This is a genomic window from Pseudomonas idahonensis (genome assembly GCF_037903935.1).
GTDB classification, from domain to species: domain Bacteria; phylum Pseudomonadota; class Gammaproteobacteria; order Pseudomonadales; family Pseudomonadaceae; genus Aquipseudomonas; species Aquipseudomonas danubii.
In genome coordinates this window covers 2,897,105-2,920,485 of record NZ_CP149586.1, presented here as the reverse complement: position 1 = coordinate 2,920,485, position 23,381 = coordinate 2,897,105, and the positions used below count along the sequence as shown (strand labels likewise).

Sequence of the window (23,381 nt, the reverse complement as noted above, 5' to 3'; positions counted from 1 at the left end):
GAATCCCAGTGAAAGGAATTTCAGGCCTTACCTAAAACTTCCTTCACCTGGCTGAAAGCCGCGTGTTAGGTGGGTCGCTGCAGGCTGCCGAGGTTTGCAATCCCACTCCCTCGGAGGTTTTCGGCATGCTCGGGCTGGTCAAGACCGCACTGCTCAAGCCCTACACGTTCATCGTGCTGGCGATATTCATCTGCATCATCGGGCCCCTGGCGGCCCTGCGTACCCCCACCGACGTGTTCCCCGATATCGGCATCCCGGTGGTGGCGGTGGTCTGGCAATACAACGGCCTGTCGCCGGACGCCATGGCCGGGCGGGTGATCTACACCTACGAGCGCTCCCTGAGCACCACGGTCAATGACATCCAGCACATCGAGTCGCAGTCGCTGCCGGGCATGGGCATCGTCAAGATCTTCTTCCAGCCCGGAGTGGATATCCGCACCGCCAACGCCCAGGTGACGGCGGTGTCACAAACCGTGCTCAAGCAGATGCCACCGGGCATCACCCCGCCGCTGATCCTCAACTACAGCGCCTCGACGGTGCCGATCCTGCAAATGGCCTTCTCCAGCCCGACCCTGTCGGAGGCGAAGATCCGCGACCTGGTACAGAACAACATCCGCCTGCCCCTGAGCGCCCTGCCGGGGCTGGCCATGCCCACGCCCATGGGCGGCAAGCAACGGCAGATCACCCTCGACCTGGACCCGCAGGCCCTGGCCGCCAAAGGCCTGTCGGCCCAGGACGTGGGCAATGCCCTGGCGGCGCAGAACCAGATCATCCCGGTGGGCACCGCCAAGCTCGGCCGCGATGAATACACGGTGCTGCTGAACAACAGCCCCACCGCCATCGAAGAGCTCAACGACCTGCCGATCAAGACCGTGGACGGCGCCCTGATCACCATCGGCCAGGTGGCCCACGTGCGCGACGGCTCGCCGCCGCAGACCAATATCGTGCGGGTCGACGGACGCCGCGCGGTGCTGATGCCGGCGCTGAAGAACGGCAATATCTCCACCCTGTCGATCGTCGATGGCATCCGCCAGATGCTGCCGCGCATCAACGAAACCCTGCCGCCGGCGCTGAAGACTTCGCTGCTGGGGGATGCCTCGGTGTTCGTCAAGCAGTCGGTGGGCAGCGTGGCCCGGGAAGGCATCATCGCCGCCCTGCTGACCAGCGCGATGATCCTGCTGTTCCTCGGCAGCTGGCGCTCAACACTGATCATCGCCGCCTCGATTCCCCTGGCGGTACTCTCGGCCATTGCCCTGCTGGCGGCCAGCGGCCAGACCCTCAACGTCATGACCCTGGGCGGCCTGGCCCTGGCGGTGGGGATTCTGGTGGACGATGCCACCGTGACCATCGAGAACATCAACTGGCACCTGGAACAGGGCAAGGCGGTCAAGCAGGCGATCCTCGACGGCGCCAGGCAGATTGTCGGCCCGGCCTTTGTCTCGCTGCTGTGCATCTGCATCGTCTTCGTGCCGATGTTCCTGTTGCAGGGCATCGCCGGCTACCTGTTCCGGCCCATGGCCCTGGCGGTGATCTTCGCCATGGCCAGCTCGTTCATCCTCTCGCGGACCCTGGTGCCGACCCTGGCCATGTACCTGCTCAAGCCGCACACGCCAGAAGCCGGCCCCGGGCATCACCCGGAAGATGCCTTCATCAACCACCACGAAGGCGAACAGCACGCCAAGCCGCGCAACACCCTGGTACGCGGGCTGTTGGCCTTCCAGCAGGGTTTCGAGGCACGGTTCTCCAACGTGCGCGACACCTACCACGGCCTGCTGCACCTGGCCCTGGGCCGGCGCAAGAGCTTCATCCTCGGCTTTCTTGTCTGTGTGCTGGCGTCCTTCGCCCTGCTGCCGAGCCTGGGCCAGGACTTCTTCCCCGCCACCGACGCCGGCGCCCTGGCCCTGCACGTGCGCCTGCCCCTGGGCACGCGGATCGAGGAAAGCGCGGCGGCCTTCGACCGCATCGAAGCGCGGATTCGCGAAGTGATCCCGGCCGAGCAACTGGACAGCATCATCGACAACATCGGCATCCCCCTGAGCGGCATCGACATGGCCTACAGCAACAGCGGCACCATCGGGCCCCAGGACGGTGATATCCAGGTCACCCTCAAACCCGGCCACGCCCCCAGCGCCGACTACGTGAAAAAACTGCGTGAAGCCCTGCCGGAAAGCTTCCCCGGCAGCCAGTTCGCCTTCCTCCCGGCGGACATCAGCAGCCAGATCCTCAACTTCGGCGCCCCGGCCCCGCTGGACGTGAAAATCTCCGGGCCCGATGACGCGGCCAACCGCGCCTTCGCCCTGGAACTGCAACGGCGCCTCAAACATGTGCCGGGCATCGCCGACCTGCGCATCCAGCAATCCACCGGCTACCCGTCCTTGCAGGTCAAGGTCGACCGCCTGCGGGCCAACGGCCTGGGGATCACCGAGCGCGACGTGACCAACAGCATGGTGGCGTCCTTGGCCGGCAGTTCCCAGGTGGCGCCGACCTTCTGGCTCAACCCGAAGAACGGCGTGTCTTACTCCATCGTCGCCGCCACCCCGCAGTACCGCCTGGACAGCCTGCCGGCCCTGGAGGCACTGCCGGTGACCGGTAGCAATGGCCAGTCGCAGATCCTCGGCGGCCTGGCGGACATCTCCCGGGTCGAGAGCCCGGCGGTGGTCAGCCACTACAACATCCAGCCGACTCTGGACCTGTACGCCAACGTCCAGGGCCGCGACCTGGGCGCCGTGGCCCACGACATGCAAAAGGTCCTGGACGACGCCGCGGCCCTGCGGCCCAAGGGCGCCACGGTCAGCCTGCACGGGCAGATCGACGCCCTGCACGAAGCCTTCAGCGGCCTGAGCCTGGGCCTGCTGGGGGCGGTGGTGCTGATCTACCTGCTGATCGTGGTCAACTTCCAGTCCTGGGTCGATCCGTTCGTGATCATCACCGCGCTGCCGGCGGCCCTGGCCGGGATCGTGTGGATGCTGTTCTTGAGCGGCACCTCGCTGTCGGTGCCGGCCCTGACCGGGGCCATCCTGTGCATGGGGGTGGCCACCGCCAACTCGATCCTGGTGGTGAGTTTTTGCCGTGAGCGCCTGGCGGAACACGGCGATGCCCTCAAGGCCGCCCTGGAAGCCGGCTACACGCGCTTTCGCCCGGTGTGCATGACCGCCCTGGCGATGATCATCGGCATGCTGCCCCTGGCCCTGTCCGAGGAACAGAACGCCCCACTGGGCCGCGCGGTGATCGGCGGGCTGCTCCTCGCCACCGTGGCCACCCTGATCTTTGTCCCCGTGGTCTTCAGCCTGGTCCACGGCCGTCGTCCCCAATCCGCTGTTGCTGGAGAACACACCCATGTCGCCTGATCACACCCCTTCGCGCAAACGCCTGATGCTGCTGGGCATCGGCAGTCTGAGCCTGGCCGCGCTGCTGGTAGCCAACGGCCTGGCCGCGCGCACCCGGCATGAACGGGCCGTGGCCGCCTGGACCGAAACCGCCGCCGTGCCGCAAGTGCTGGTGTTGCAACCACAACCGAATGTGCTGGGCGACACCCTGCGCCTGCCGGCGCACCTGGAGGCCTGGAGCAAGGCACCGATCCACGCCCGGGTCAGCGGCTACCTCAAGGACTGGAGCCAGGACATCGGCGCCAAGGTCAGCGCCGGACAGGTGCTGGCCCATATCGACAGCCCCGACCTGGACCAGCAAGTGGCCCAGGCCCGGGCGCGGATGATCCAGCAGCAAGCCAATGCCCGGCTGGCCCAGACCACCGCCGCGCGCTGGCAGCACCTCCTGGCCAGCCACTCGGTATCGCGCCAGGAAGCCGATGAAAAGACCTCCAACGCCGCTGCCGCCAAAGCCAACGCCGAGGCGGCCGCCGCCGACTATGCACGGCTCTCGGCGCTGGAGGACTACAAGACCATTCGTGCGCCCTTCGCCGGCACCCTCACCGCCCGCCACACCGACATCGGCCAGCTGATCAAGGCCGACAACGACAGCGACCCGGAGCTGTTCGACCTGGCGGACACCCACAAACTGCGGCTCTACGTGCCGATTCCGCAGAACTACGCCAGCGTGATCCGCCCTGGACTGGTGGCGCAGTTGAGCGTGCCGGAACATCCCGGCCAGCACTTCAGCGCGCAACTGCTGGGCGACTCCACCGCCATCGACCCACGCTCCGGCACCCTGCTGGCGCAGTTCGTCGCCGCCAACCCCGACGGTGCGCTGATGCCCGGCGACTATGCCGAAGCAACCCTGGCGATTCCCGCCGACACCCACGGCGTGAGCATCCCCGCCAGCGCCCTGATCTTCCGCGCCCAGGGCACCCAAGTGGCGGTGATCGACAGTGCAAAACGCGTGCACCTGCGCAGCATCCATATTGGCCTGGACCTGGGGGAACGGCTGGTGATCGACCAGGGCCTGCAAGCCACAGATCAGGTCATCGACAACCCGCCGGACGCCCTGCGCGAAGGCGACCTTGTGCAACTGGCGGACGCGGGAGGCGAACATGCGCCCAAGGCTTAAGCCCCTCGCCGCCCTGCTGTTGCTGGCCCTGCACGGCTGCTCCCTGGCGCCCCACTACCAGGTGCCGGCCATCGACCTGCCGGCGCAGTATCGCGAACAGAACGCCGACGGCCCCTGGCACCCGGCCGCCGCGCCCCAGGGGATCGCCGAGCACTGGTGGCGGCTGTACCAGGCCCCGCAGCTGGATCACCTGCAACAACGCCTGCTCCAGGCCAACCCGGATCTGGCGGCGGCCCTGGCACACTACGACGCTGCCCAGGCCTACGCCAGCCAACTGCATGCCGGGCTGTTCCCGCAGATCAGCGCCAGCGCCCAACCGCTGCGCCAGCGCCAGTCGGACAACCGCCCCCTGCGCGGCAGCACGCAACCGTCGATCTACAACAGCAACACCGCCGGTTTCGCCCTGAGCTTGGACCTCGACCTCTGGGGCCGGATCCGCAATCAAGCGGCTGCCGGAGACGCCCAGGCCCAAGCCTCTGGCGACGACCTGGCAGCCGCGCGCCTGAGCCTGCAAAAACAGCTGGCGAGCCTGTATGTGCAACTCAATGGCCTGGACGCCCAGAGCCGCATCCTCAGCCACTCCCTGGAGGATTACGCTCAGGCCTTGCAACTGACCCGCGACCGTTATCAAGGGCAGATCGCCTCGGAACTGGACCTGACCCGGGCCCAGAGCCAACTGGCCAGCGCCGAAGCGGAACTGGACGAAGTACGCGCCCAACGCAACCTCACCGAACACGCGATTGGCGAACTGGTGGGGGAACCGGCCAGCCGGTTCAGCCTGGCGACCTCTTCGCGGCTGCTGAGCCTGCCGGACATTCCCCAGCAACTGCCCAGCACCCTGCTGCAACGCCGGCCGGACATTGCTGCCGCCGAACGCCGGGTGTACGCCGCCAATGCTGGCATAGGCATCGCCCGCGCCGCCTGGTACCCGGATTTCAGCCTGACCGGGATGCTCGGTGGGCAGACCCAGGGCGTGGGCAACCTGCTGGCGGCGGGCAATCGTTATTGGGCCTTGGGGCCGTTGGTGAACCTGCCGATTTTTGATGGCGGGCGGCTGAGCGCCAATGAGCGGCAGGCCCATGCCGAGTTCGAAGAAGCAGCCGCGCATTACCGTGGGCAGGTGCTGCGGGCGGTGCGGGAGGTGGAGGATAACTTGGGGCAACTGCGGGATTTGCGCCAGGAGGCGCTGGATCAGCAGGCGGCGGTGAATGCTGCTCAGCACACGCAGACCTTGGCCATGAACAGCTATCAGGCCGGGGCGGTGAGTTACCTGGATGTGGTGACGGCGCAGACCGCGGCCTTGCAGGCGCAACGGGGGTTGCAGGCGGTGCAGACCAGGGAGTTGCAGGCGAGTGTGGGGTTGCTGGTGGCGTTGGGTGGAGGAGAATCAGCGGCAAGTTTGTAGCGGCAAGCGGCAAGCTAAAAGCTTGAGGTTTGCCGCCTCGCCCTATGCGTCGCCAACCGTTGCTGATAGTGTTGAGCGCCAAAAAGTAGTTATCATACCCACCACCGCGACAGGGAGTTGAAAGCGATGTGAACAGCCGGCAACTCATCGCCCAGATCGAAGCAGATGGTTGGTATCTGGTCAGGGTCAAGGGCAGTCACCACCACTTCAAACACCCAACCAAGCCAGGCCTGGTCACCATTCCCCATCCAAAAAAAGATCTACTGGCCAAAACGGTAAGCAGCATATTGAAACAAGCCCGGCTCTAACCACCCAGGCTCAACGCTCCCAGGTCCGAAGGAGGATCAGTCCATGCTCTATCCCATTGCCATTCTCCCCGGTGACGACCAACACGCCTGGGGTGTGGAAGTACCCGATATTCCTGGCTGCTTTTCCGCCGGTGACGACCTCGACGACGCCATGGCCATGGCCCGCGAAGCCATCGAAGGCCACCTGGAATTACTGGCCGAAGAAGGAGCAGCCATTCCCACCGCGCGCACAGTGACCCTCCACGCCGCCAATCCCCAGTATCAAGGCTGCACTTGGGCCGTGATTGATATCGACATCACTCGCTACATGGGCAAGGCGGAAAAACTCAACATCACGCTGCCGGGCTATTTGCTGAATCGAATTGATGAATATGTGAAACATCATCCGGAACAGAAAAGCCGATCGGGCTTTTTGGCTCAAGCTGCGTTGAGGGTCTTGCAGGGCGTTTGAGGGCTTTGCACTTGCTCTCACTCCCACTTCAGGAGCCCGGAACGAGGCGCCGGAAACCGGAGCAGGAACCCTTTGGTTATTTTGAGCTGGACCGGCATTCCGGCTTTGCCAAAGTGATTCGCCCTTACCGCGAGTTCTGGGTACATATCCGTTGCTGCGGTTACGGCCGCTTAGGGTTTCGCTCTTACAGCGACTCACTTTGGAAAAGCCCCAAAGTAAGCAAAGGGCTCCTGCCCCTCCACTCGGTGCCTCGCCTAGGCTCGGCATGCCCGAACTCCGGCATTGATCCGTGGGCCGCCGCAATGGGCCATCCCTGGCCCAGTGCGGCTAACCCGGCGTCCTGCCGGGTTACCCACGGCTCAATGCCTGCGTTCGGCCATCGTGTCTAAAGGGGCAGGAAGATCAAAAGCCAGATCAAAAGCAAAGGCAAAATCTGACGGCGGCCTGCCGGCCGGCCTGGAGATTGATCGGTGTGCACCGCCCCCTGTAGGAGCTGGCTTGCCAGCGAAGGCGTCCGCCAGGGCGACGCATGTCTTGCGGGCCTCTTAGCCGGCAAGCCGGCTCCTACGAACAGCGCGTAACACGCGCTTGGCTTTTGATCTTGATCTTCAGGCCCCTTCCCAGCAGGCCGAGCGTAGGCGTTGCGTAGGGGGCAGCTCGGCATGGATGCCGAGCTAGCCGCCACCCGGCCATGGATGGCCGGTTGGCGGCGGGCCCCCGGAGCAATGCCGGAGCTCGGGCACCCCGAGCCCTAGCGAGGGGCCGTATGGAGGGGCAAGCCCTTTTGGTTCCTTTTGTGGCGTTTGACAAAAGGGACTCGCCGTAAGGGCGAAACCCTAAGTGGCCATGACCGCAGCAACGGATATGTACCCCGTCCCCCGCCATAAAGGCGAAACCTCCAGCGGTCGTTACCGCAGCAACGAATATGCATCCCGTCAACCTCGCCACAAAGACAAAACCGCCAGCCGCCACACCCGCAGCAACGGATATGCCCCCCACCAAAACCAGCCACCTACACCACGAAACAAGCGCTCAAACATCTCCCCAACCACCCTGTTGCAGCGCTATGACGCCGCTCCTATAGTCAGCCCCTCGCAACCCAATCCGCGAGCGACCTTGGCCGGTCGAATATAGGAACGCATCCACTTTCAAACATCCTCGCAGTCGCTTTTGTCCCTGCGATCAAAGGTTATGACGGTGGTGCGCGGGACACCTCAAGATGTGCTGTTGCCCTATCCCCGGCCAGCCTGCTCGCGCATCACTGCCCCAATCCTCACGGTCGGCAAAAAGGCGATTGCTCTATAAGCAGGAGCCGCACCTATGACTGACCATCACCTCCCTCGCTTCACCCCCATCGACACCCACGACACCGAACACCCGGTGTTCTACCTCGACACCCAAGCGCCCTTGAGCGACCTGGCCAGCAGCGCCGCCCACCGTTTCACCGTGGTCCGCGACCTGATGGACAGCCTGTCCACCCTGGGGCTGAAAGACATCAGCGATTGCGACCTGACCCGCATCACCCGTGGCGTGCACCTGCTCACCCGCGAAGGCTGCGCGGTGCTGGAAGTGATTCAGTGGCGGGTCGCGTAGGAATTCTGTTCGCTGACCTGTGGCGAGGGAGCTTGCTCCCTCGCCACAAAGAGCAACTTGCATACAGACAACTGAGACTCAAGCTCCAAGCTTGCGGCTTAAATGTGGCAACTGCTCAGGCCATTCCTCTCCAGGTAACGCTGGTGCGCTTCATCCGCCAGGTCGAAACGGCCCAGGGGCACGATGACCGTGACTACGGGTTTGTTGAGGCGGCCGGAGTCTTGCAGGGCGGTCTTGGCCGCCCTCGCCTGTTCGGCCTGCACAGCGTTGGTGTGGAAAATCGCCGAGCGATATTTCACCCCGCCATGCTCACCCTGACGATCCACCGAAGTGGGATCGTGCAGATCCCAAAAGTGTTCGATCAGGCGGGTATACGCCAGCACCTGCGGGTCGAAATCCACCTGCACCACTTCAATTTGCAAGGCTTCATCCGCCGCTTCCACGGCGTAGCCGACGCGACTGTCCACTACCCCCGGCAGCGCCCGGAACGCGGCTTCCGCGCCCCAGAAACACCCGGCGCCGAAGGTCGCTTGTTCAAGCCCACTCATTGAGCCACCCCAACCTTTTCACCGCTGGCACCCAGCCAGCCATCAACGATCTGCGGATGCGCCGCCACCCATTCCTTGGCCGCCTGCGCCGCCGGTTGCTGTTCCTTTTCGATCTTGAGAATCAGGTCGTTCAGGGCCTGAGGTTCGATGCTGAAGTTCTCCAGGAACGCGGCAATTCGCGGCGCGCGTTTTTGCAGGGCGCTGGACGCCAGAACATACACCCGTGCATCCGGGTAGGCGCAGGTGATCTTGCTCTTGCTCAGCCAGTCGGCATCCACCGTCGGGCTGATGAACTTCCAGCAGCCGTCGGCCTTGTACAGCGGGTCGCCCTTCTTGTTGTCCTGGGCGTAGCCGTCGAACGCCGGTTCATCCAGGCGGCGCAGGTCGAAGGCGGAGAAGATCCAGTCCGGGGTGTAGGCGTAGAACACCACGCCACGTTGGGCCTTGTAGGCGGCGGCGAGCTTGGCGTAGGTCACCGAGGCTTCGGTGGACACCGATTCGAATTGATCGGCAAAGCCGAAATCCTTGGCCTTGATCTGGCCGATGTAGGTCGACTCCCAGCCCGCCGGGCCCACCAGCAGTTGGGCCTTGCCGCCGCCCAGGGGTTCGAAGAGTTTGGCCACTTCAGGCTTTTGCAGGTCGTAGACCGACTTCACGCCGTATTTGTCTTGCAAGTAGCCGGGAATGTAGAAGCCCTGCACCCCCAGGTACGGCTGCTTGTTGGGCACCAGGGAGCGGGTGCCGCCGGTGACGTATTTGGCCCAGGCGGCGGACTGGTTGGGCAGCCAGATATCGGTCAGCACGTCCACCGAGCCGTCGCCCTTGGCAGCGGCGGCGAACAGTACCGGTACATCACCGGCGAGGTAGGAAACGTCGCCGTCGAGGCGGCTTTTGATCACTTCGCCAAGGATGTTCTGGATGGCGATGGCGCCGGTCCAGTTCTGCTCGCCAATGACGATCTTGTCCTTGGCCAGCACCGGCAGGGACAAACCCAACAACAGCGCGGCGGCGCCAAGGGTACGAGTAAACGACTTGTTCAAGGGACACCTCATGATTGATGCAATGTGCGATCCCGCTGGCGCAGGGTCGCTTGAATGATGCGGTCGGGAATCAGCGCGCAGAACACGATCGCGGCGCCGGCCAACATGCCCTCGCCGCCTTTGATGTTGCGCAGCGCGGTCATCACGTCGTAGCCCAGGCCGCCGGCGCCGATCAGCGCCGCCACCACCACCATCGACAGGCTCATCACCAGGGTCTGGTTGATCCCCAGTAGCAAGGAGCCCGCAGCCAGGGGCAGTTCGACCTTGGTCAGGATCTGCCACGGCGTAGCGCCGTGGGCCAGGGCCGCTTCGACGGCGGTCTTGGGCACTTCCTGAATCCCCAGGGCGGTGAGGCGGATCATCGGCGCCAGGGCGAAGATCACCGTGGCGATCACCGCCGGGGTCTTGCCCACCGAGAAGAACGCCACCGCCGGAATCAGGTACACGAAGGTCGGCAGGGTCTGCATCACGTCCAAGAGCGGAGTGATCAGGCGCCGGGCCAGGGCGCGCTTGGCCAGGAGGATGCCGGCGGGCACACCGATCAACAGCGAGATCAGCACCGAGGAACCCACCAGGGCCAGGGTGGCGATGGTCCGTTCCCAGAAACCGAACAGGCCGATGTAGAGCAAGGCCGCGGCGCTGGTCAGGGCCAGGGCGGCACCGGCGCTGCGCCAGGCCAGCAGCACCAGGGCCAGGGCCGGCACCGGCCAGGGCAGCCAGCCCAGCAGGCTTTCGGTGCTGTCGATCACCGTGCGCACGGCGACTATCACGCCGACGAAGGTGCTTTCGAACGTCACCTGGGACCAGGCAATCAGTTGGTCGATGGCCGCGGCGGTGCCCAGCAGCACTTGGCGGTCGGCGGGAAACTGCAGCCAGGGGCCCGAGGCATCGGCGGCCAGAACCCGCCACAGCACCAGGGCCTGGCACAGCAGCAACACCAGCCACGGCAGACGCCAGTCGGAACGGCCCAGGCGGCTGGGGCGGCGGGCCAGGGTCAGGCTCAACAGGCGGCTGAGCAGCAAGCCGATGAGCGCCAAGCCGGCCCAGGCGAAACTGGCCGTGGCCAGCCCTTGCCCCAAGGCTGCGGCCGCACCCAATTCCAGGGCAAAGCCCAGCCAATACAGGCCACCGCGACCGCTGGCGGCCAGGGCGGCGGGCCCCAGCAGCAGGGCCTGGGCCGAGGACAGTCCGGGGCTGACCGGTGCCGGTGCCGCAACAGCGTTGCTCGGTGCAATCGCCGCCACCACCGGCGTGGCGCTGCGGGCGCCGTGTTCCTGGAAGAAGTCCGCCACCTCGGCATCCGCCGGTTGCTTCAGCAGTTCCTCGGGCGTACCGACCTGAATCAGCTGGCCGTGGCGCAGCACAGCGATGCGGTCCGCCAGGCGCAGGGCTTCGGCCGGGTCGTGGGTCACCAGCAAGGTACTAATGCCACGCTCGCGCACCACCCGCAGAAAGTGGCTTTGCAGGTCACGGCGAATGGTCGGGTCCAGGGCGCTGAAGGGTTCGTCCATCAACAGGATGTCCGGCTCGCTGACCAGGGCCCGGGCCAGCCCGACCCGCTGCTGCATGCCGCCGGACAGTTCATGGGGATAGTGATCGCCCCAGCCTTCCAGGCCCATGGCCTGCAACTGCACGTCGGCTGCGGCATGGCGCAGGGCTTCAGACTCGCCGCGCAGCTCCAGGGGCAAGGCGACGTTGTCGCGCACGCTGCGATGGGGCAGCAGGCCGAAGTGCTGGAACACCATGCCGATGCGCCGCGAACGCAGGGTGCGCAGTTCCTTGGCCGACAGCTGGCTGATGGCCGAACCGTCGATCAGCACTTCGCCGCTGCTGGGCTCGATCAACCGGTTGATATGGCGCAGCAAGGTGGACTTGCCGCTGCCGGAGGTGCCCATCAGGCACAGCACTTCGCCACGGCGCACCTTGAGGCTGACCTGCTGCACCGCAGGCGGAGCGGACTGGCCACGGCGGCGGGCGTAGTGCTTGGTCAGGTGGCGTAATTCCAGCACCACGTCGGCGTTATCCGCGGGCGGGCTGACGGAGGCTGGGACGGCAAAGGCCTCTTGGGGGTGAACGGCAGACACGGGAACTCCTGACGCCGGGCGCGGGATGGCGTAGCCGGCGGTGAACAAGAAAAAGGGGGACCTGTTCGCCGGCAAGCCGGCTCCTACAAGCGAAAGCGACCTAACGAGCCACTACAAGGATTTGGGGCTCCACAACTGCACCGCCCGGGCATCCACCGGCTTGGGCAAGAGCTTTTCCTGGTAGAAGGCATCGGCGATTTTCTGCTGCTCGCCCAGGGCGTCCGGCTTGACCGCTTCCACCTTGTAGGTGCGGCGGCTGTTGGCCAGTTCCACCGTCGGCACGTCCAGGTTGCCCCACAGCGGGCCCAGCAGTTTCGCCGCCTCGGCCGGGTGCGCCTTGACCCAGGTGCCGGTCTTCTGCAGCTCGGCGAACACTTGCTGCAACACCTCGGGATGGGCCTTGGCGTAGTCGTTGGAAGCCAGGTAGTAACGGCGATAACTGGCCAGCCCCTGGCCGTCGTGCAGCACCCGCGCGCCCTGCTGGCGCTGGGCGCTGGCGACAAAGGGTTCCCAGGTGACCCAGGCATCGACCTTGGCGGTTTCAAGCGCCGCGCGGCCGTCGGCCGGGGTCAGGTACACCGGTTGGATATCGGCGAAGCTCAAGCCCACTTCGCGCAAGGCGGCGATCAGCAGGTAGTGGCTGCCGGCAGCCTTGGTCACGGCGATGCGCTTGCCCTTGAGGTCGGCCAGGGATTTGAGCGGCGAATCCTTGGGGATGACGATGGACTGAGCGGCGGGCGACGGGGTTTCAGTGGCGAAATAGGTCAGTTTGGCCCCGGCGGCCTGGGCGAAGACCGGCACCGTGTCGGCGACATCGGCGCTGATGTCGACGTTGCCCACGTTCAGCGATTCAGCCAGCGGCAGGCCACTGGTGAATTCGTGCCAGGTGATGTTGACGCCCTGCCCCGCCAGCTGTTTTTCCAGGGTGCCCTGGGCCTTGAGCAGCGCCAGCAGGGTCGAGGATTTCTGGTAGCCGATGCGCAGATCGGTATCGGCCTGGGCATTGAGGGCCATGCCCAGCGCCAGACCGGCCAGGGCGGTGATCGACAAGCTACGACGCAAAGCAAAGGGCAGGCGCATGGGGGCGAACCTTCTGGGAGACAGGAGAGTCGCTAAAAGCTAATCGATCTAATAAATCGAAAATAAATACTTTTTAGGAATTAGCTTAGGTTCGGCTGGCAGCTCTATCTCGGCCCTACCCCCTACGCCCGTGCCGGGCGTGCGCAGCCTGCGGCAGCGGCTACAAAAAACCAGCTCGCCACGGACCCTGTAGCCGCTGCCGAGCCCGCGAGGCTGCGAAAGGTCGGGCCGCGTTCGGTAAGCAGGGCCTTGCTTTTTGGCTACCGACCGCACGGTGTCGAGCCGCCGAACTTTGTAGCCCGCAGGCAGAAGAAACTGTCCTTTTTCAGGGTCATCGGCGCCACGGCACACGGCAGCACGGCCTGATTGACCTCGATCGACAGCTGCTCGCCCTGCAACTCGCGCGGGCCCAGGTCGATGATGCACAGGCCTTCGCTGCTACGCCGCGAGAAGCCAGCAGCCTGAATGGGCCGGTTGTCCAACTTCAGCAGCAGAGGGTTTTGCGCAGGCGAAGCACATGTCATCAGGCTGGGGTGATTGGCCCTGATCTGCACATGGCCGTCATCGTCCGACGCGGAAAACAACGGGATGAAGAACAGCGATAAAAGTTGATGGGAGGCGTGGGTCTCCACGTTCACATACAGAGGGCTGCCCCCGCAGGCCAGCTGGAACGCCGTGCCTTTGTCGAAACCGACAACGCTTGCGTCTTGCCAGCCGCCCGGATTGTCGGCCTTCCAGTCGTGGCCCCATTTGTAATCGATACAGCCCCCCAGGCTCAGAGCCAGGGCCAAGCAAAGCGCCATCCTGTGCATTGTCGACATCCCGTGCGAAAAGTTCGCCAGTGTACGCCAGGCAAAGCGGCTCACGCTGCTCCGGCAGGAGCAGGCTTGCCAGCAAAGGCCTCGGCATGGGCGGTGCACGTCTGGCGGGCCCCTTCGCCGGCAAGCCGGCTCCTACGCTTGGCGCTGGGCGATGGATTGGGAGGCGGCGAGCATGGCGCGCAGCAGGACGGCGCAGCCGGCGGCGAGGTCGTCGGGGTCGGCGTTTTCGATTTCGTTGTGGCTGATGCCACCTTCGCAGGGCACGAAGATCATCCCCGCCGGGCCCAGTTCGGCGACGAAGATCGCGTCGTGCCCGGCGCCGCTGACGATGTCCATGTGGGACAACCCCAAGCCCTGCGCGGCTCCGCGCACGGCGTCGACACAGACCGGGTCGAAGTACAGCGGTGGGAAGTCCGCGGTGGGGGTCAGTTCGTAGCTCAGGCCGTGTTCTTCGCAGGTGTTGTCGATCACTTGGCGCACTTCGGCAATCATCGAATCCAGGCGCGCCGGCTCCAGGTGGCGGAAGTCCAGGGTCATGCGCACCTCGCCCGGAATCACGTTACGCGAGCCCGGGTAGGCTTGCAGGCAGCCGACGGTGCCACAGGCGTGGGGCTGATGGCCGAGGGCGGCGCGGTTGACCGCCGCGACCACGGCCGCAGCGCCCACCAGGGCGTCCTTGCGCAGGTGCATCGGCGTTGGGCCGGCGTGGGCTTCGACACCGCGCAGCTTGAGGTCGAACCACTTCTGGCCGAGGGCGCCGAGCACAATGCCTATGGTCTTGCGCTCGTCCTCCAGGATCGGGCCTTGCTCGATATGCGCTTCAAAATAGGCGCCCACCGGATGCCCGCTGACCGGGCGCGTGCCGGCGTAGCCGATGGCGTTCAGCGCCTCGCCGACGCTGATGCCCTCGACATCGGTCTTGGCCAGGGTGTCCTCCAGGGTGAATTTCTCGGCGAACACCCCGGAGCCCATCATGCACGGTGGGAAGCGCGAACCCTCTTCGTTGGTCCACACCACCACTTCCAGGGGCGCTTCGGTTTCAAGCTTGAGGTCATTGAGGGTGCGCAGCACCTCGACCCCGGCCAACACGCCGAAGCAGCCATCGAACTTGCCGCCAGTGGGCTGGGTGTCGATATGACTGCCGGTCATCACCGGAGGCAGGTGCGGATTGCGCCCGGGGCGGCGGGCGAAGATGTTGCCGATACCGTCCACCGTGACCGTGCAACCGGCCTCCTCGCACCACTTCACGAACAAATCCCGGGCCTGGCGGTCGAGGTCGGTCAGGGCCAGACGGCAGACCCCACCCTTGACCGTGGCGCCGAGCTGGGCCAGCGCCATGAGCGACTGCCACAGACGGTCGCGGTTGATGTGCTGATGGCTGGATTGCAGAACCTCGACGGCAGCGTTCATGGTGATCTCCTCAGGCATTTCTTCTGATTTTGTCGGGGGATGCGTGACGCAATCACCCGGGATAACGGCCTTGCAACAATCGGTAGGAGCAGGCCGGGTGGTGTTGCGCTTGCCGGCGAAGGGGCGCGCAAGATGTGCGTCGCCCGTGCCGACGCCTTCGCTGGCAAGCCAGCGCCTACAAAAAACCGCGCGTATGTGGTGAGCACGTGAGCGCTGGCTGGGTGTTCATGTTGGGGTCTTGGCGGTCGCCACCTGGGTGCTGCGCCAGGTGCACAGGCCGTAGTAGATCAACCCGCCCAGGGCCGAACCGGTGAACCAGCCGTAGCTGTAGAACCAGTTGAAGGCGCTGCTGCCCAGGGACATCAGGGTCAGGGCCACCGGTACGCCAAAGGCGATGAAACCGTGCCAGTTCCACGCCGGGTAGACGTCGTCGCGGTACAGGCCGGCCAGGTCCAGGCGCTGTTTCTTGATCAGGAAATAGTCCACCACCATGATCCCGGCGATCGGCCCCAGCAGGCTGGAGTAGCCCAACAGCCAGTTGGAATACACCGTCTCCAGACTGACGTCGGAAATCAGCAGGCCGAGCTTTTTCAACAACTCGTGGCCCATCAGCGCCAGCCCCACCAGGCCGGTGAGGATCACCGCCGTGGTGCGGCCGATCAGCTTGGGCGCCAGGTTCTGGAAGTCATTGGTGGGCGAGACGATATTGGCTGCGGTGTTGGTGGACAAGGTGGCGATAATGATCAGCGCCATGGCCAGGGCTACCCAGCCCGGGCTCTGGATGTGGCCGATCAGGCTCACCGGGTCGGAGACAGTGACCCCCACCAGTTTTACCGAGGCGGCAGTCATCACCACCCCCAGGGCGGCGAACAGGAACATGGTCAGCGGCAGACCGAAGATCTGCCCGAGGATCTGGTCCTTCTGGCTTTTCGCGTAGCGGCTGAAGTCGGGAATGTTCAGCGACAAGGTGGCCCAGAAGCCGACCATGGCGGTGAGCCCGGCCATGAAGTAACTGGTGACGCTGGCGCCTTCGGGACGCTTGGGCGGGATCGCCAGCAACTCAGTCAGCGACACACTGGGCAAGGCCCACACCAGCAGCCCGATGCCCACCGCCACCAGCAGCGGCGCAGACAATGTTTCCAGCCACTTGATCGACTCGGCGCCGCGCAGCACCACCCACAGGTTGAGGGTCCAGAAGATCATGAAGCCGATCACCTCGCCGGTGCCGCCCAGGGCCTTCCAGCCCTCGAAGATCGAGCCCAGGAACAGGTGGATCGCCAACCCGCCGAACATGGTCTGGATGCCGAACCAGCCGCAGGCTACCAAGGCGCGGATCAGGCACGGCACGTTGGAGCCGATGATGCCGAACGACGAGCGCAGCAGCACCGGGAACGGAATGCCGTACTTGGTGCCGGCAAAGGCGTTGAGGGTCAGGGGCACCAGCACCACGATATTGGCCAGCAGAATCGCCAGCAGCGCCTCGCCGACGCTGAGGCCGAAGTAGGCGGTCAGTACCCCGCCCAGGGTGTAGGTGGGCACGCAGATCGACATGCCGATCCACAGTGCGGTGATGTGCCATTTGTTCCAGGTGCGTTCCTGGACCTTGGTTGGTGCGATGTCGTGGTTGTAACGGGGGCTGTCGAGCACGTCGCTGCCGGCGTCCAGCTCATACAAGCCTTCGCGCTCGGTCACCTGGGATCTGATCTGTTGCATGGCCGCTCCACTGTTGTTCTGATTATTTTGCTCATCAGGCCGGCGCACTCAGGAACAGCGCGCCGGACGATGGCCGGAGAACTGACGACTTCCGCCCTCCTGGCCAGCGATCTGCGGCGGCAATCAATAAAGATGCCAACTACGGCCGAACTCGCTACTGCACAGTGTGCGAAATCCATGTAAACAACTGATACCACTCAGTTTTATTCAACCAACTTTGTAGCCCTCGGTTAGTTGCCAACTCACTCAGGCCGGGTGTTTGGCAAGTTGTCCGTTTGGTCAGGACCCAAAGCGGTGCACGTTAATTTTCCAAGTTATCGATTAGTCTTTCTCGCGACTCCTCAAGCAGCTGATTTGACATAGGAAATCTCGACTATTTTTCGATCCTGTCAAGTGCGTCAAAATGGTGATGAGCCGCACCATTTTGCGGATTTGTGTTTTTTATCGTTATTTTTCAACAAGTTAAAGTGAATATAAGCTTATATAAAATATTCTTGCTGTTTCTTTAAACTCCGGCTAGCTTCTAATCCTGACACCGCTGACAGGATTATTAAGTCGTCAGTGCGTTCAATAAAAAAGTTAGAACCGGCACCAGTCGGTCATGCCTGCGAGGAACTCGGAATGTCTCTGTTGATCCGTGGCGCCACCGTTATTACCCATGATGAAAGTTACAAAGCCGATGTACTCTGCGCAGGCGGTCTAATTCGCGCCATCGGCAACAATCTGGATATTCCCGCCGGCTGTGAAGTGCTCGACGGCAGCGGCCAATACTTGATGCCTGGCGGCATCGATCCCCATACCCACATGCAACTGCCCTTCATGGGTACCGTGGCCAGCGAAGACTTCTTCAGCGGCACCGCGGCGGGCCTGGCGGGGGGCACCACCTCGATCATCGACTTCGTGATTCCCAACCCGCAGCAGTCGTTGCTGGAGGCCTTCCACCAATGGCGCGGCTGGGCCGAGAAATCCGCCAGCGACTACGGCTTCCACGTGGCCATCACCTGGTGGAGCGAGCAGGTGCGCGAGGAAATGGCCGAGCTGGTACAGCACCACGGCATCAACAGTTTCAAGCACTTCATGGCCTACAAGAACGCCATCATGGCCGCCGACGACACCCTGGTGGCCAGCTTCGAGCGCTGCCTGGAACTGGGCGCGGTGCCCACGGTGCACGCGGAGAACGGCGAACTGGTGTACCACCTGCAACGCAAGTTGCTGGCCCAGGGCATCACCGGGCCAGAAGCCCACCCGCTGTCGCGGCCCTCGCAAGTGGAAGGCGAAGCCGCCAGCCGGGCGATCCGTATCGCCCAAACCCTGGGCACGCCGCTGTACCTGGTGCACGTTTCGACCAAAGAGGCGCTGGACGAAATCACCTACGCCCGCAGCAAGGGCCAACCGGTCTACGGTGAAGTGCTGGCCGGCCACCTGCTGCTGGACGACAGCGTGTACCGCGACCCGGACTGGCAGACCGCCGCCGGTTACGTGATGAGCCCACCCTTCCGCCCTCGTGGCCACCAGGAAGCGCTGTGGCACGGCCTGCAATCGGGCAACCTGCACACCACCGCCACCGACCACTGCTGCTTCTGCGCCGAGCAGAAAGCCGCCGGCCGCGATGATTTCAGCAAGATCCCCAACGGCACCGCCGGCATCGAGGACCGCATGGCCGTGCTCTGGGATGAAGGGGTCAACAGCGGACGCCTGTCGATGCAGGAATTCGTGGCCCTGACCTCCACCCACACCGCGAAGATCTTCAACCTCTACCCGCGCAAGGGCGCGATCCGCGTCGGCGCCGATGCCGACCTGGTGCTCTGGGACCCGCAAGGCACGCGGACCATCTCCGCCAAGACCCACCACCAGCAGGTGGACTTCAACATCTTCGAAGGCAAGACCGTGCGCGGCGTGCCCAGCCACACCATCAGCCAGGGCAAGCTGGTGTGGGCCGACGGCGATCTGCGAGCCGAACGCGGCGCCGGGCGCTACATCGAACGCCCGGCCTACCCGGCAGTGTTCGACCTCTTGAGCAAACGCGCCGAGCAGCACAAGCCAACCGCCGTCAAACGCTGATCCCGGCGCAAGAACGTCACGCAAGGCCCAATGCCAATCCACGCTCTGTGTAGCCGCTGCCGCAGGCTGCGAACGAGCGGTACGCTCGCAGCGTTCTTGAGGCCACCAGAGGGTTGGCGGGAGATCGCCAAGCAAGGCCCTGCGGGCCTTTTCGCAGCCTCGCAGGCTCGGCAGCGGCTACAGGGAGTGCGGGGAACAGGTGGTTTCGTGTAGCCGCTGCCGCAGGCTGCGAACGAGCGGTACGCTCGCAGCGTTCTTGCGGCCACTAGAGGGTTGGCGGGAGATCGCCAAGCAAGGCCCTGCGGGCCTTTTCGCAGCCTCGCAGGCTCGGCAGCGGCTACAGGGAGTGCGGGGAACAGGTGGTTTCGTGTAGCTGCTGCCGTAGGCTGCGAACGAGCGGTACGCTCGCGGCGCTCGTGAGGCCAGCAGAGGATTGGCGGGAGATCGCCAAGCAAGGCCCTGCGGGCCTTTGCGCAGCCTCGCAGGCTCGGCAGCGGCTACAGGACGGCAGGACGGCAGGACAGATAGCAGTTTCGTGAACACCCATGCCCGTCAGAGGCAGATGAAAAACCGTGAGGCCAAAACCGTGATCAAGACCTTGAACCACTTGCCCCACCCGACCCTGGACGGCGCCACCCTGGCCAGCCATTTCAGCGATCTGGCGCCACCACTCAACGCCCGCCAGGCCCATCTGGAAGCCTCGCGCTGCCTGTATTGCTACGACGCGCCCTGCGTCAACGCCTGCCCCAGCGAGATCGACATTCCTTCGTTCATCCGCAATATCCACACCGACAACGTCCAGGGCGCGGCGCAGAAGATTCTCTCGGCCAATATCCTCGGCGGCAGTTGCGCAAGAGTCTGCCCCACGGAAATCCTCTGCCAGCAGGCCTGCGTGCGCAACAACGCCCAGGAGTGCGCGCCGGTGCTGATCGGCCTGCTGCAACGCTATGCCCTGGACAATGCGCACTTCACCGAGCACCCGTTCCAGCGCGCCGCACCCACTGGCAAGCGCATCGCCGTGGTCGGCGCCGGCCCGGCGGGTTTGTCCTGCGCCCACCGCAGCGCCCTGCACGGCCACGAGGTGGTGATTTTCGAAGCCCGGGAGAAAGCCGGCGGCCTCAACGAATATGGAATCGCCAAGTACAAGCTGGTGGATGACTTCGCTCAGCAGGAGCTGGAGTTCCTGCTGGGGATTGGCGGCATCGAGATCCGCCACGGGCACAAACTCGGCGCCAACCTGAGCCTGAGCCAACTGCATCAGGAGTTCGACGCGGTATTCCTTGGCCTCGGGCTGGCCGCCAGCAAACAGCTGGGGCTGGAACATGAAGACGCCCCCGGGCTGCTGGCCGCCACCGACTACATCCGCGAACTGCGTCAGGCCGACGACCTCAGCCAGTTGCCCCTGGCCGACCGCTGTATCGTCCTCGGCGCCGGCAACACCGCCATCGACATGGCCGTGCAAATGGCCCGCCTCGGCGCCCGGGACGTCAATCTGGTGTACCGCCGGGGCGTCGAGGACATGGGCGCCACCGCGCACGAGCAGGAAATCGCCAAGGCCAATCAGGTGCGCCTGCTGACCTGGGCCGCACCGCAAGACGTGCTGCTGGATGACCAGGGCCGGGTGCGCGGCATGCGCTTCGCCCGCACCCACATGCACGAAGGCCGTTTGCAACACACCGGGGAAACCTTCGAGCTGGCGGCCGACGCGATCTTCAAGGCCATCGGCCAGTCGTTCGACGGCGGCGCCCTGGCCGATCCACTGGCGCGGGAACTGCAGCGTTGCGGGGAACGTATCCAGGTGGACGAACAGCTGCGCACCAGCATTCCCGGGGTCTACGCCGGCGGCGATTGCGTCAGCCTCGGCCAGGACCTGACCGTGCAGGCAGTGCAACACGGCAAGCTGGCCGCAGAAGCCATGCATGCCCAACTCATGCTCAATGTGGAGGCTGCGTAAATGGCCGATTTGTCGATTGTCTTCGCCGGTATCAAAGCCCCCAATCCGTTCTGGCTGGCCTCCGCGCCGCCCACCGACAAGGCCTACAACGTGGTTCGCGCGTTCGAGGCCGGCTGGGGCGGCGTGGTCTGGAAAACCCTGGGTGAGGACCCGGCGGCGGTCAACGTCTCGTCCCGTTATTCCGCGCATTTCGGACCGAACCGGGAAGTGATGGGCATCAACAACATCGAGCTGATCACCGACCGTTCCCTGGAGATCAACCTCAAGGAAATCACCCAGGTGAAGAAGGACTGGCCGGACCGGGCGCTGATCGTGTCGCTGATGGTGCCCTGCGTCGAGGAATCCTGGAAAGCCATCCTGCCCCTGGTGGAAGCCACCGGTTGCGACGGCATCGAGCTGAACTTCGGCTGCCCCCACGGCATGCCGGAACGCGGCATGGGCGCGGCGGTGGGCCAGGTGCCGGAATACGTCGAGCAGGTGACCCGCTGGTGCAAGACCTATTGCTCGCTGCCGGTGATCGTCAAGCTGACGCCGAACATCACCGACATCCGCATGGCCGCCCGCGCCGCCCATCGCGGCGGCGCCGATGCGGTGTCGCTGATCAACACCATCAACTCCATCACCAGCGTCGACCTGGAACGCATGGTGGCCCACCCGATGGTGGGCAGCCAGAGCACCCACGGCGGCTACTGCGGCTCGGCGGTCAAGCCGATTGCCCTGAACATGGTGGCCGAGATTGCCCGTGACCCGCAGACCCGCGGCCTGCCGATCTGCGGCATTGGCGGCATCGGCAACTGGCGCGATGCGGCGGAGTTCGTCGCCCTGGGCTGCGGTGCGGTGCAAGTGTGCACGGCGGCGATGCTGCATGGCTTTCGCATCGTCGACGAGATGAAGGACGGCCTGTCGCGGTGGATGGACAGCCAGGGCTACCACAGCCTGCAAGACTTCTCCGGGCGCGCGGTGGGCAACACCACCGACTGGAAGTACCTGGACATCAACTACCAGGTGATCGCCAAGATCGACCAGCAGGCGTGCATTGGTTGCGGCCGCTGCCATATCGCCTGCGAAGACACCTCGCACCAAGCGATTGCCAGCCTCAGGCAGGCCGACGGCACCCATAAATACGAAGTGATCGACGACGAGTGCGTGGGCTGCAACCTGTGCCAGATCACCTGCCCGGTGCAGGACTGCATCGAAATGGTGCCCCAGGACACGGGCAAGCCCTTCCTCGACTGGCTGCACGACCCGCGCAACCCCTACCGCGAAGCCGTGTAACACCGCACCACTTGTAGCCGCTGCCGCAGACTGCGAACGAGCGGTACGCTCGCAGCGTTATTGAGGCCAACAGAGGAGTGGCGGGAGACCGTCAAGCAAGGCCCTGCGGGCCTTTTCGCAGCCTCGCAGGCTCGGCAGCGGCTACAGAAATTACGGGGATCGGATGGTTTCTTGTAGCCGCTGCCGCAGGCTGCGAACGAGCGGTACGCTCGCGGCGCTCGTGAGGCCAACAGAGGTTTGGCGGGAGACCGTCAAGCAAGGCCCTGCGGGCCTTTTCGCAGCCTCGCAGGCTCGGCAGCGGCTACAGGAATTGCGGGGGTCGGGTGTTTTCGTGTAGCCGCTGCCGCAGGCTGCGAACGAGCGGTACGCTCGCAGCGCTCTTGAGGTCAACAGGGATTGCAACTTCGCGTGTTGCTCAGGGCTCCAGGCCGATGCCCCGCAGGATGACGCTGGTGACGGTCTGCACCGCGCGTTCGAATTGCAGGTCCGACAGCGGCTGGTGGTCGTTGAGGATCATCACCTGGTGGTCGAAGTCGGCGTAATGCTGGGTCGAGGCCCAGATCATGTACAGCAGGCTCGACGGTTCCACCGGCAGGATCCGTCCAGCCTCGACCCATTGGCGGATCTTCGCTTCCTTCATCTTCGCCCAGTCGTACAGGCTGGCATCCAATGCCTCGCCCAGGGTCGGCGCGCCATGGATGATCTCGTTGGCCCAGACCTTGGAGCCATAAGGCCGGCTGCGCGAATGCTGCATCTTGGCGCGGATGTAGCTGCTGAGCACCACCCGCGGATCGTCGAACATTTCAAAGCACAGGGCGTCCTGCTTCCACAGGTCCAGCAGGTCCATGAGCACGGCGCTGTACAGCTCGTTCTTGGTACTGAAGTAGTAATGCAGGTTGGAGCGCGGCAGTTGCACTTCTTCGGCGATGTCGGCCATGGCGGTCCCGGCATAACCTTTTTCGGCGAAGATTTTCTCGGCCGCCAGGAGGATCTTTTCCACGTTGCTGCGACGAATCTCGATCTTGTGATTGCCCATGAGGGCTCCTACGAAAACAGTCTGCGGCAAGACTAGCATTCGCCCGCGCCCTGCGGGGAGCTGTCAGGCCTGCGACATTGCGGGCCTGGATGGGTCTTT

Annotated in this window: 17 protein-coding genes; 9 read left to right on the top strand and 8 right to left on the bottom strand. The window is 64.5% G+C overall.

All coding sequences use genetic code 11. The annotated features are described in order from the left end of the window. Nucleotides 1-125: 125 nt before the first annotated feature. From WIN67_RS13335 to WIN67_RS13310, 6 genes are all read left to right on the top strand, one after another. A complete protein-coding gene (locus tag WIN67_RS13335) occupies nucleotides 126-3,347 on the top strand; it encodes an efflux RND transporter permease subunit (RefSeq protein ID WP_339071432.1) in 3,222 nt (1,073 codons plus the stop codon). Next, complete coding sequence (locus WIN67_RS13330; RefSeq protein WP_339071431.1) at nucleotides 3,337-4,503, top strand: efflux RND transporter periplasmic adaptor subunit; 1,167 nt, start codon at nucleotides 3,337-3,339, stop codon at nucleotides 4,501-4,503. Before WIN67_RS13335 ends, WIN67_RS13330 begins: the two co-directional genes overlap by 11 nt. Further along, the gene (locus WIN67_RS13325) at nucleotides 4,487-5,908 is read left to right on the top strand and encodes an efflux transporter outer membrane subunit (protein ID WP_339071430.1); all 1,422 of its coding nucleotides are present in this window, start codon (nucleotides 4,487-4,489) and stop codon (nucleotides 5,906-5,908) included. Before WIN67_RS13330 ends, WIN67_RS13325 begins: the two co-directional genes overlap by 17 nt. A gap of 128 nt (nucleotides 5,909-6,036) precedes the next feature. Continuing rightward, entirely contained in the window at nucleotides 6,037-6,216 is a 180-nt protein-coding gene (locus WIN67_RS13320) for a type II toxin-antitoxin system HicA family toxin (RefSeq protein WP_092315415.1), read from the top strand. A 43-nt stretch (nucleotides 6,217-6,259) separates the two neighbouring features. Next, nucleotides 6,260-6,667 carry a type II toxin-antitoxin system HicB family antitoxin gene (locus WIN67_RS13315; protein ID WP_102864418.1) on the top strand — a complete coding sequence of 136 codons (408 nt, stop codon included), beginning with the start codon at nucleotides 6,260-6,262 and terminating at the stop codon, nucleotides 6,665-6,667. Nucleotides 6,668-7,987: 1,320 nt separating this feature from the next. After that, nucleotides 7,988-8,260: a hypothetical protein gene (locus WIN67_RS13310; RefSeq protein ID WP_060843318.1), complete on the top strand. Its 273-nt coding sequence runs from the start codon at nucleotides 7,988-7,990 to the stop codon at nucleotides 8,258-8,260. Between the two features lie 98 nt (nucleotides 8,261-8,358). On the opposite strand, the gene msrA is transcribed toward WIN67_RS13310, so the two are convergent. The 7 genes from msrA to WIN67_RS13275 all read right to left on the bottom strand — a co-directional run bounded on the left by msrA (nucleotide 8,359) and on the right by WIN67_RS13275 (nucleotide 16,956). After that, nucleotides 8,359-8,808, bottom strand: coding sequence for a peptide-methionine (S)-S-oxide reductase MsrA (gene msrA, locus WIN67_RS13305; protein WP_273923935.1), 450 nt, complete (start codon nucleotides 8,806-8,808; stop codon nucleotides 8,359-8,361). Continuing rightward, nucleotides 8,805-9,860 carry a glycine betaine ABC transporter substrate-binding protein gene (locus tag WIN67_RS13300; RefSeq protein ID WP_273923936.1) on the bottom strand — a complete coding sequence of 352 codons (1,056 nt, stop codon included), beginning with the start codon at nucleotides 9,858-9,860 and terminating at the stop codon, nucleotides 8,805-8,807. Before WIN67_RS13300 ends, msrA begins: the two co-directional genes overlap by 4 nt. Beyond that, entirely contained in the window at nucleotides 9,857-11,932 is a 2,076-nt protein-coding gene (locus WIN67_RS13295) for an ATP-binding cassette domain-containing protein (protein WP_300240346.1), read from the bottom strand. Before WIN67_RS13295 ends, WIN67_RS13300 begins: the two co-directional genes overlap by 4 nt. A gap of 111 nt (nucleotides 11,933-12,043) precedes the next feature. Beyond that, nucleotides 12,044-13,012, bottom strand: a complete 969-nt coding sequence (locus tag WIN67_RS13290; protein WP_213666186.1) for an aliphatic sulfonate ABC transporter substrate-binding protein — start codon at nucleotides 13,010-13,012, stop codon at nucleotides 12,044-12,046. Nucleotides 13,013-13,272: 260 nt separating this feature from the next. Continuing rightward, a complete protein-coding gene (locus tag WIN67_RS13285) occupies nucleotides 13,273-13,878 on the bottom strand; it encodes a hypothetical protein (RefSeq protein ID WP_339071429.1) in 606 nt (201 codons plus the stop codon). Between the two features lie 87 nt (nucleotides 13,879-13,965). Next, complete coding sequence (locus tag WIN67_RS13280) at nucleotides 13,966-15,243, bottom strand: Zn-dependent hydrolase (RefSeq protein WP_339071428.1); 1,278 nt, start codon at nucleotides 15,241-15,243, stop codon at nucleotides 13,966-13,968. Nucleotides 15,244-15,468: 225 nt separating this feature from the next. Continuing rightward, nucleotides 15,469-16,956, bottom strand: a complete 1,488-nt coding sequence (locus WIN67_RS13275) for an NCS1 family nucleobase:cation symporter-1 (protein WP_265074694.1) — start codon at nucleotides 16,954-16,956, stop codon at nucleotides 15,469-15,471. 621 nt (nucleotides 16,957-17,577) lie between these two features. Here WIN67_RS13275 and hydA point away from each other — a divergent pair. From hydA to preA, 3 genes are all read left to right on the top strand, one after another. After that, nucleotides 17,578-19,017 (top strand): dihydropyrimidinase, encoded by a 1,440-nt coding sequence (hydA, locus tag WIN67_RS13270; protein WP_102879786.1) that lies wholly within the window; start codon nucleotides 17,578-17,580, stop codon nucleotides 19,015-19,017. A gap of 586 nt (nucleotides 19,018-19,603) precedes the next feature. Next, entirely contained in the window at nucleotides 19,604-20,971 is a 1,368-nt protein-coding gene (locus WIN67_RS13265) for an NAD(P)-dependent oxidoreductase (protein WP_339071708.1), read from the top strand. Continuing rightward, complete coding sequence (gene preA, locus WIN67_RS13260; protein WP_265074692.1) at nucleotides 20,972-22,246, top strand: NAD-dependent dihydropyrimidine dehydrogenase subunit PreA; 1,275 nt, start codon at nucleotides 20,972-20,974, stop codon at nucleotides 22,244-22,246. It abuts the gene before it with no gap. 415 nt (nucleotides 22,247-22,661) lie between these two features. Here preA and WIN67_RS13255 read toward each other — a convergent pair whose 3' ends face one another. Then, on the bottom strand, nucleotides 22,662-23,282 hold the full coding sequence (locus WIN67_RS13255; RefSeq protein WP_102879788.1) for a TetR/AcrR family transcriptional regulator: 621 nt from the start codon (nucleotides 23,280-23,282) through the stop codon (nucleotides 22,662-22,664). Between the last annotated feature and the right edge of the window lie 99 nt (nucleotides 23,283-23,381).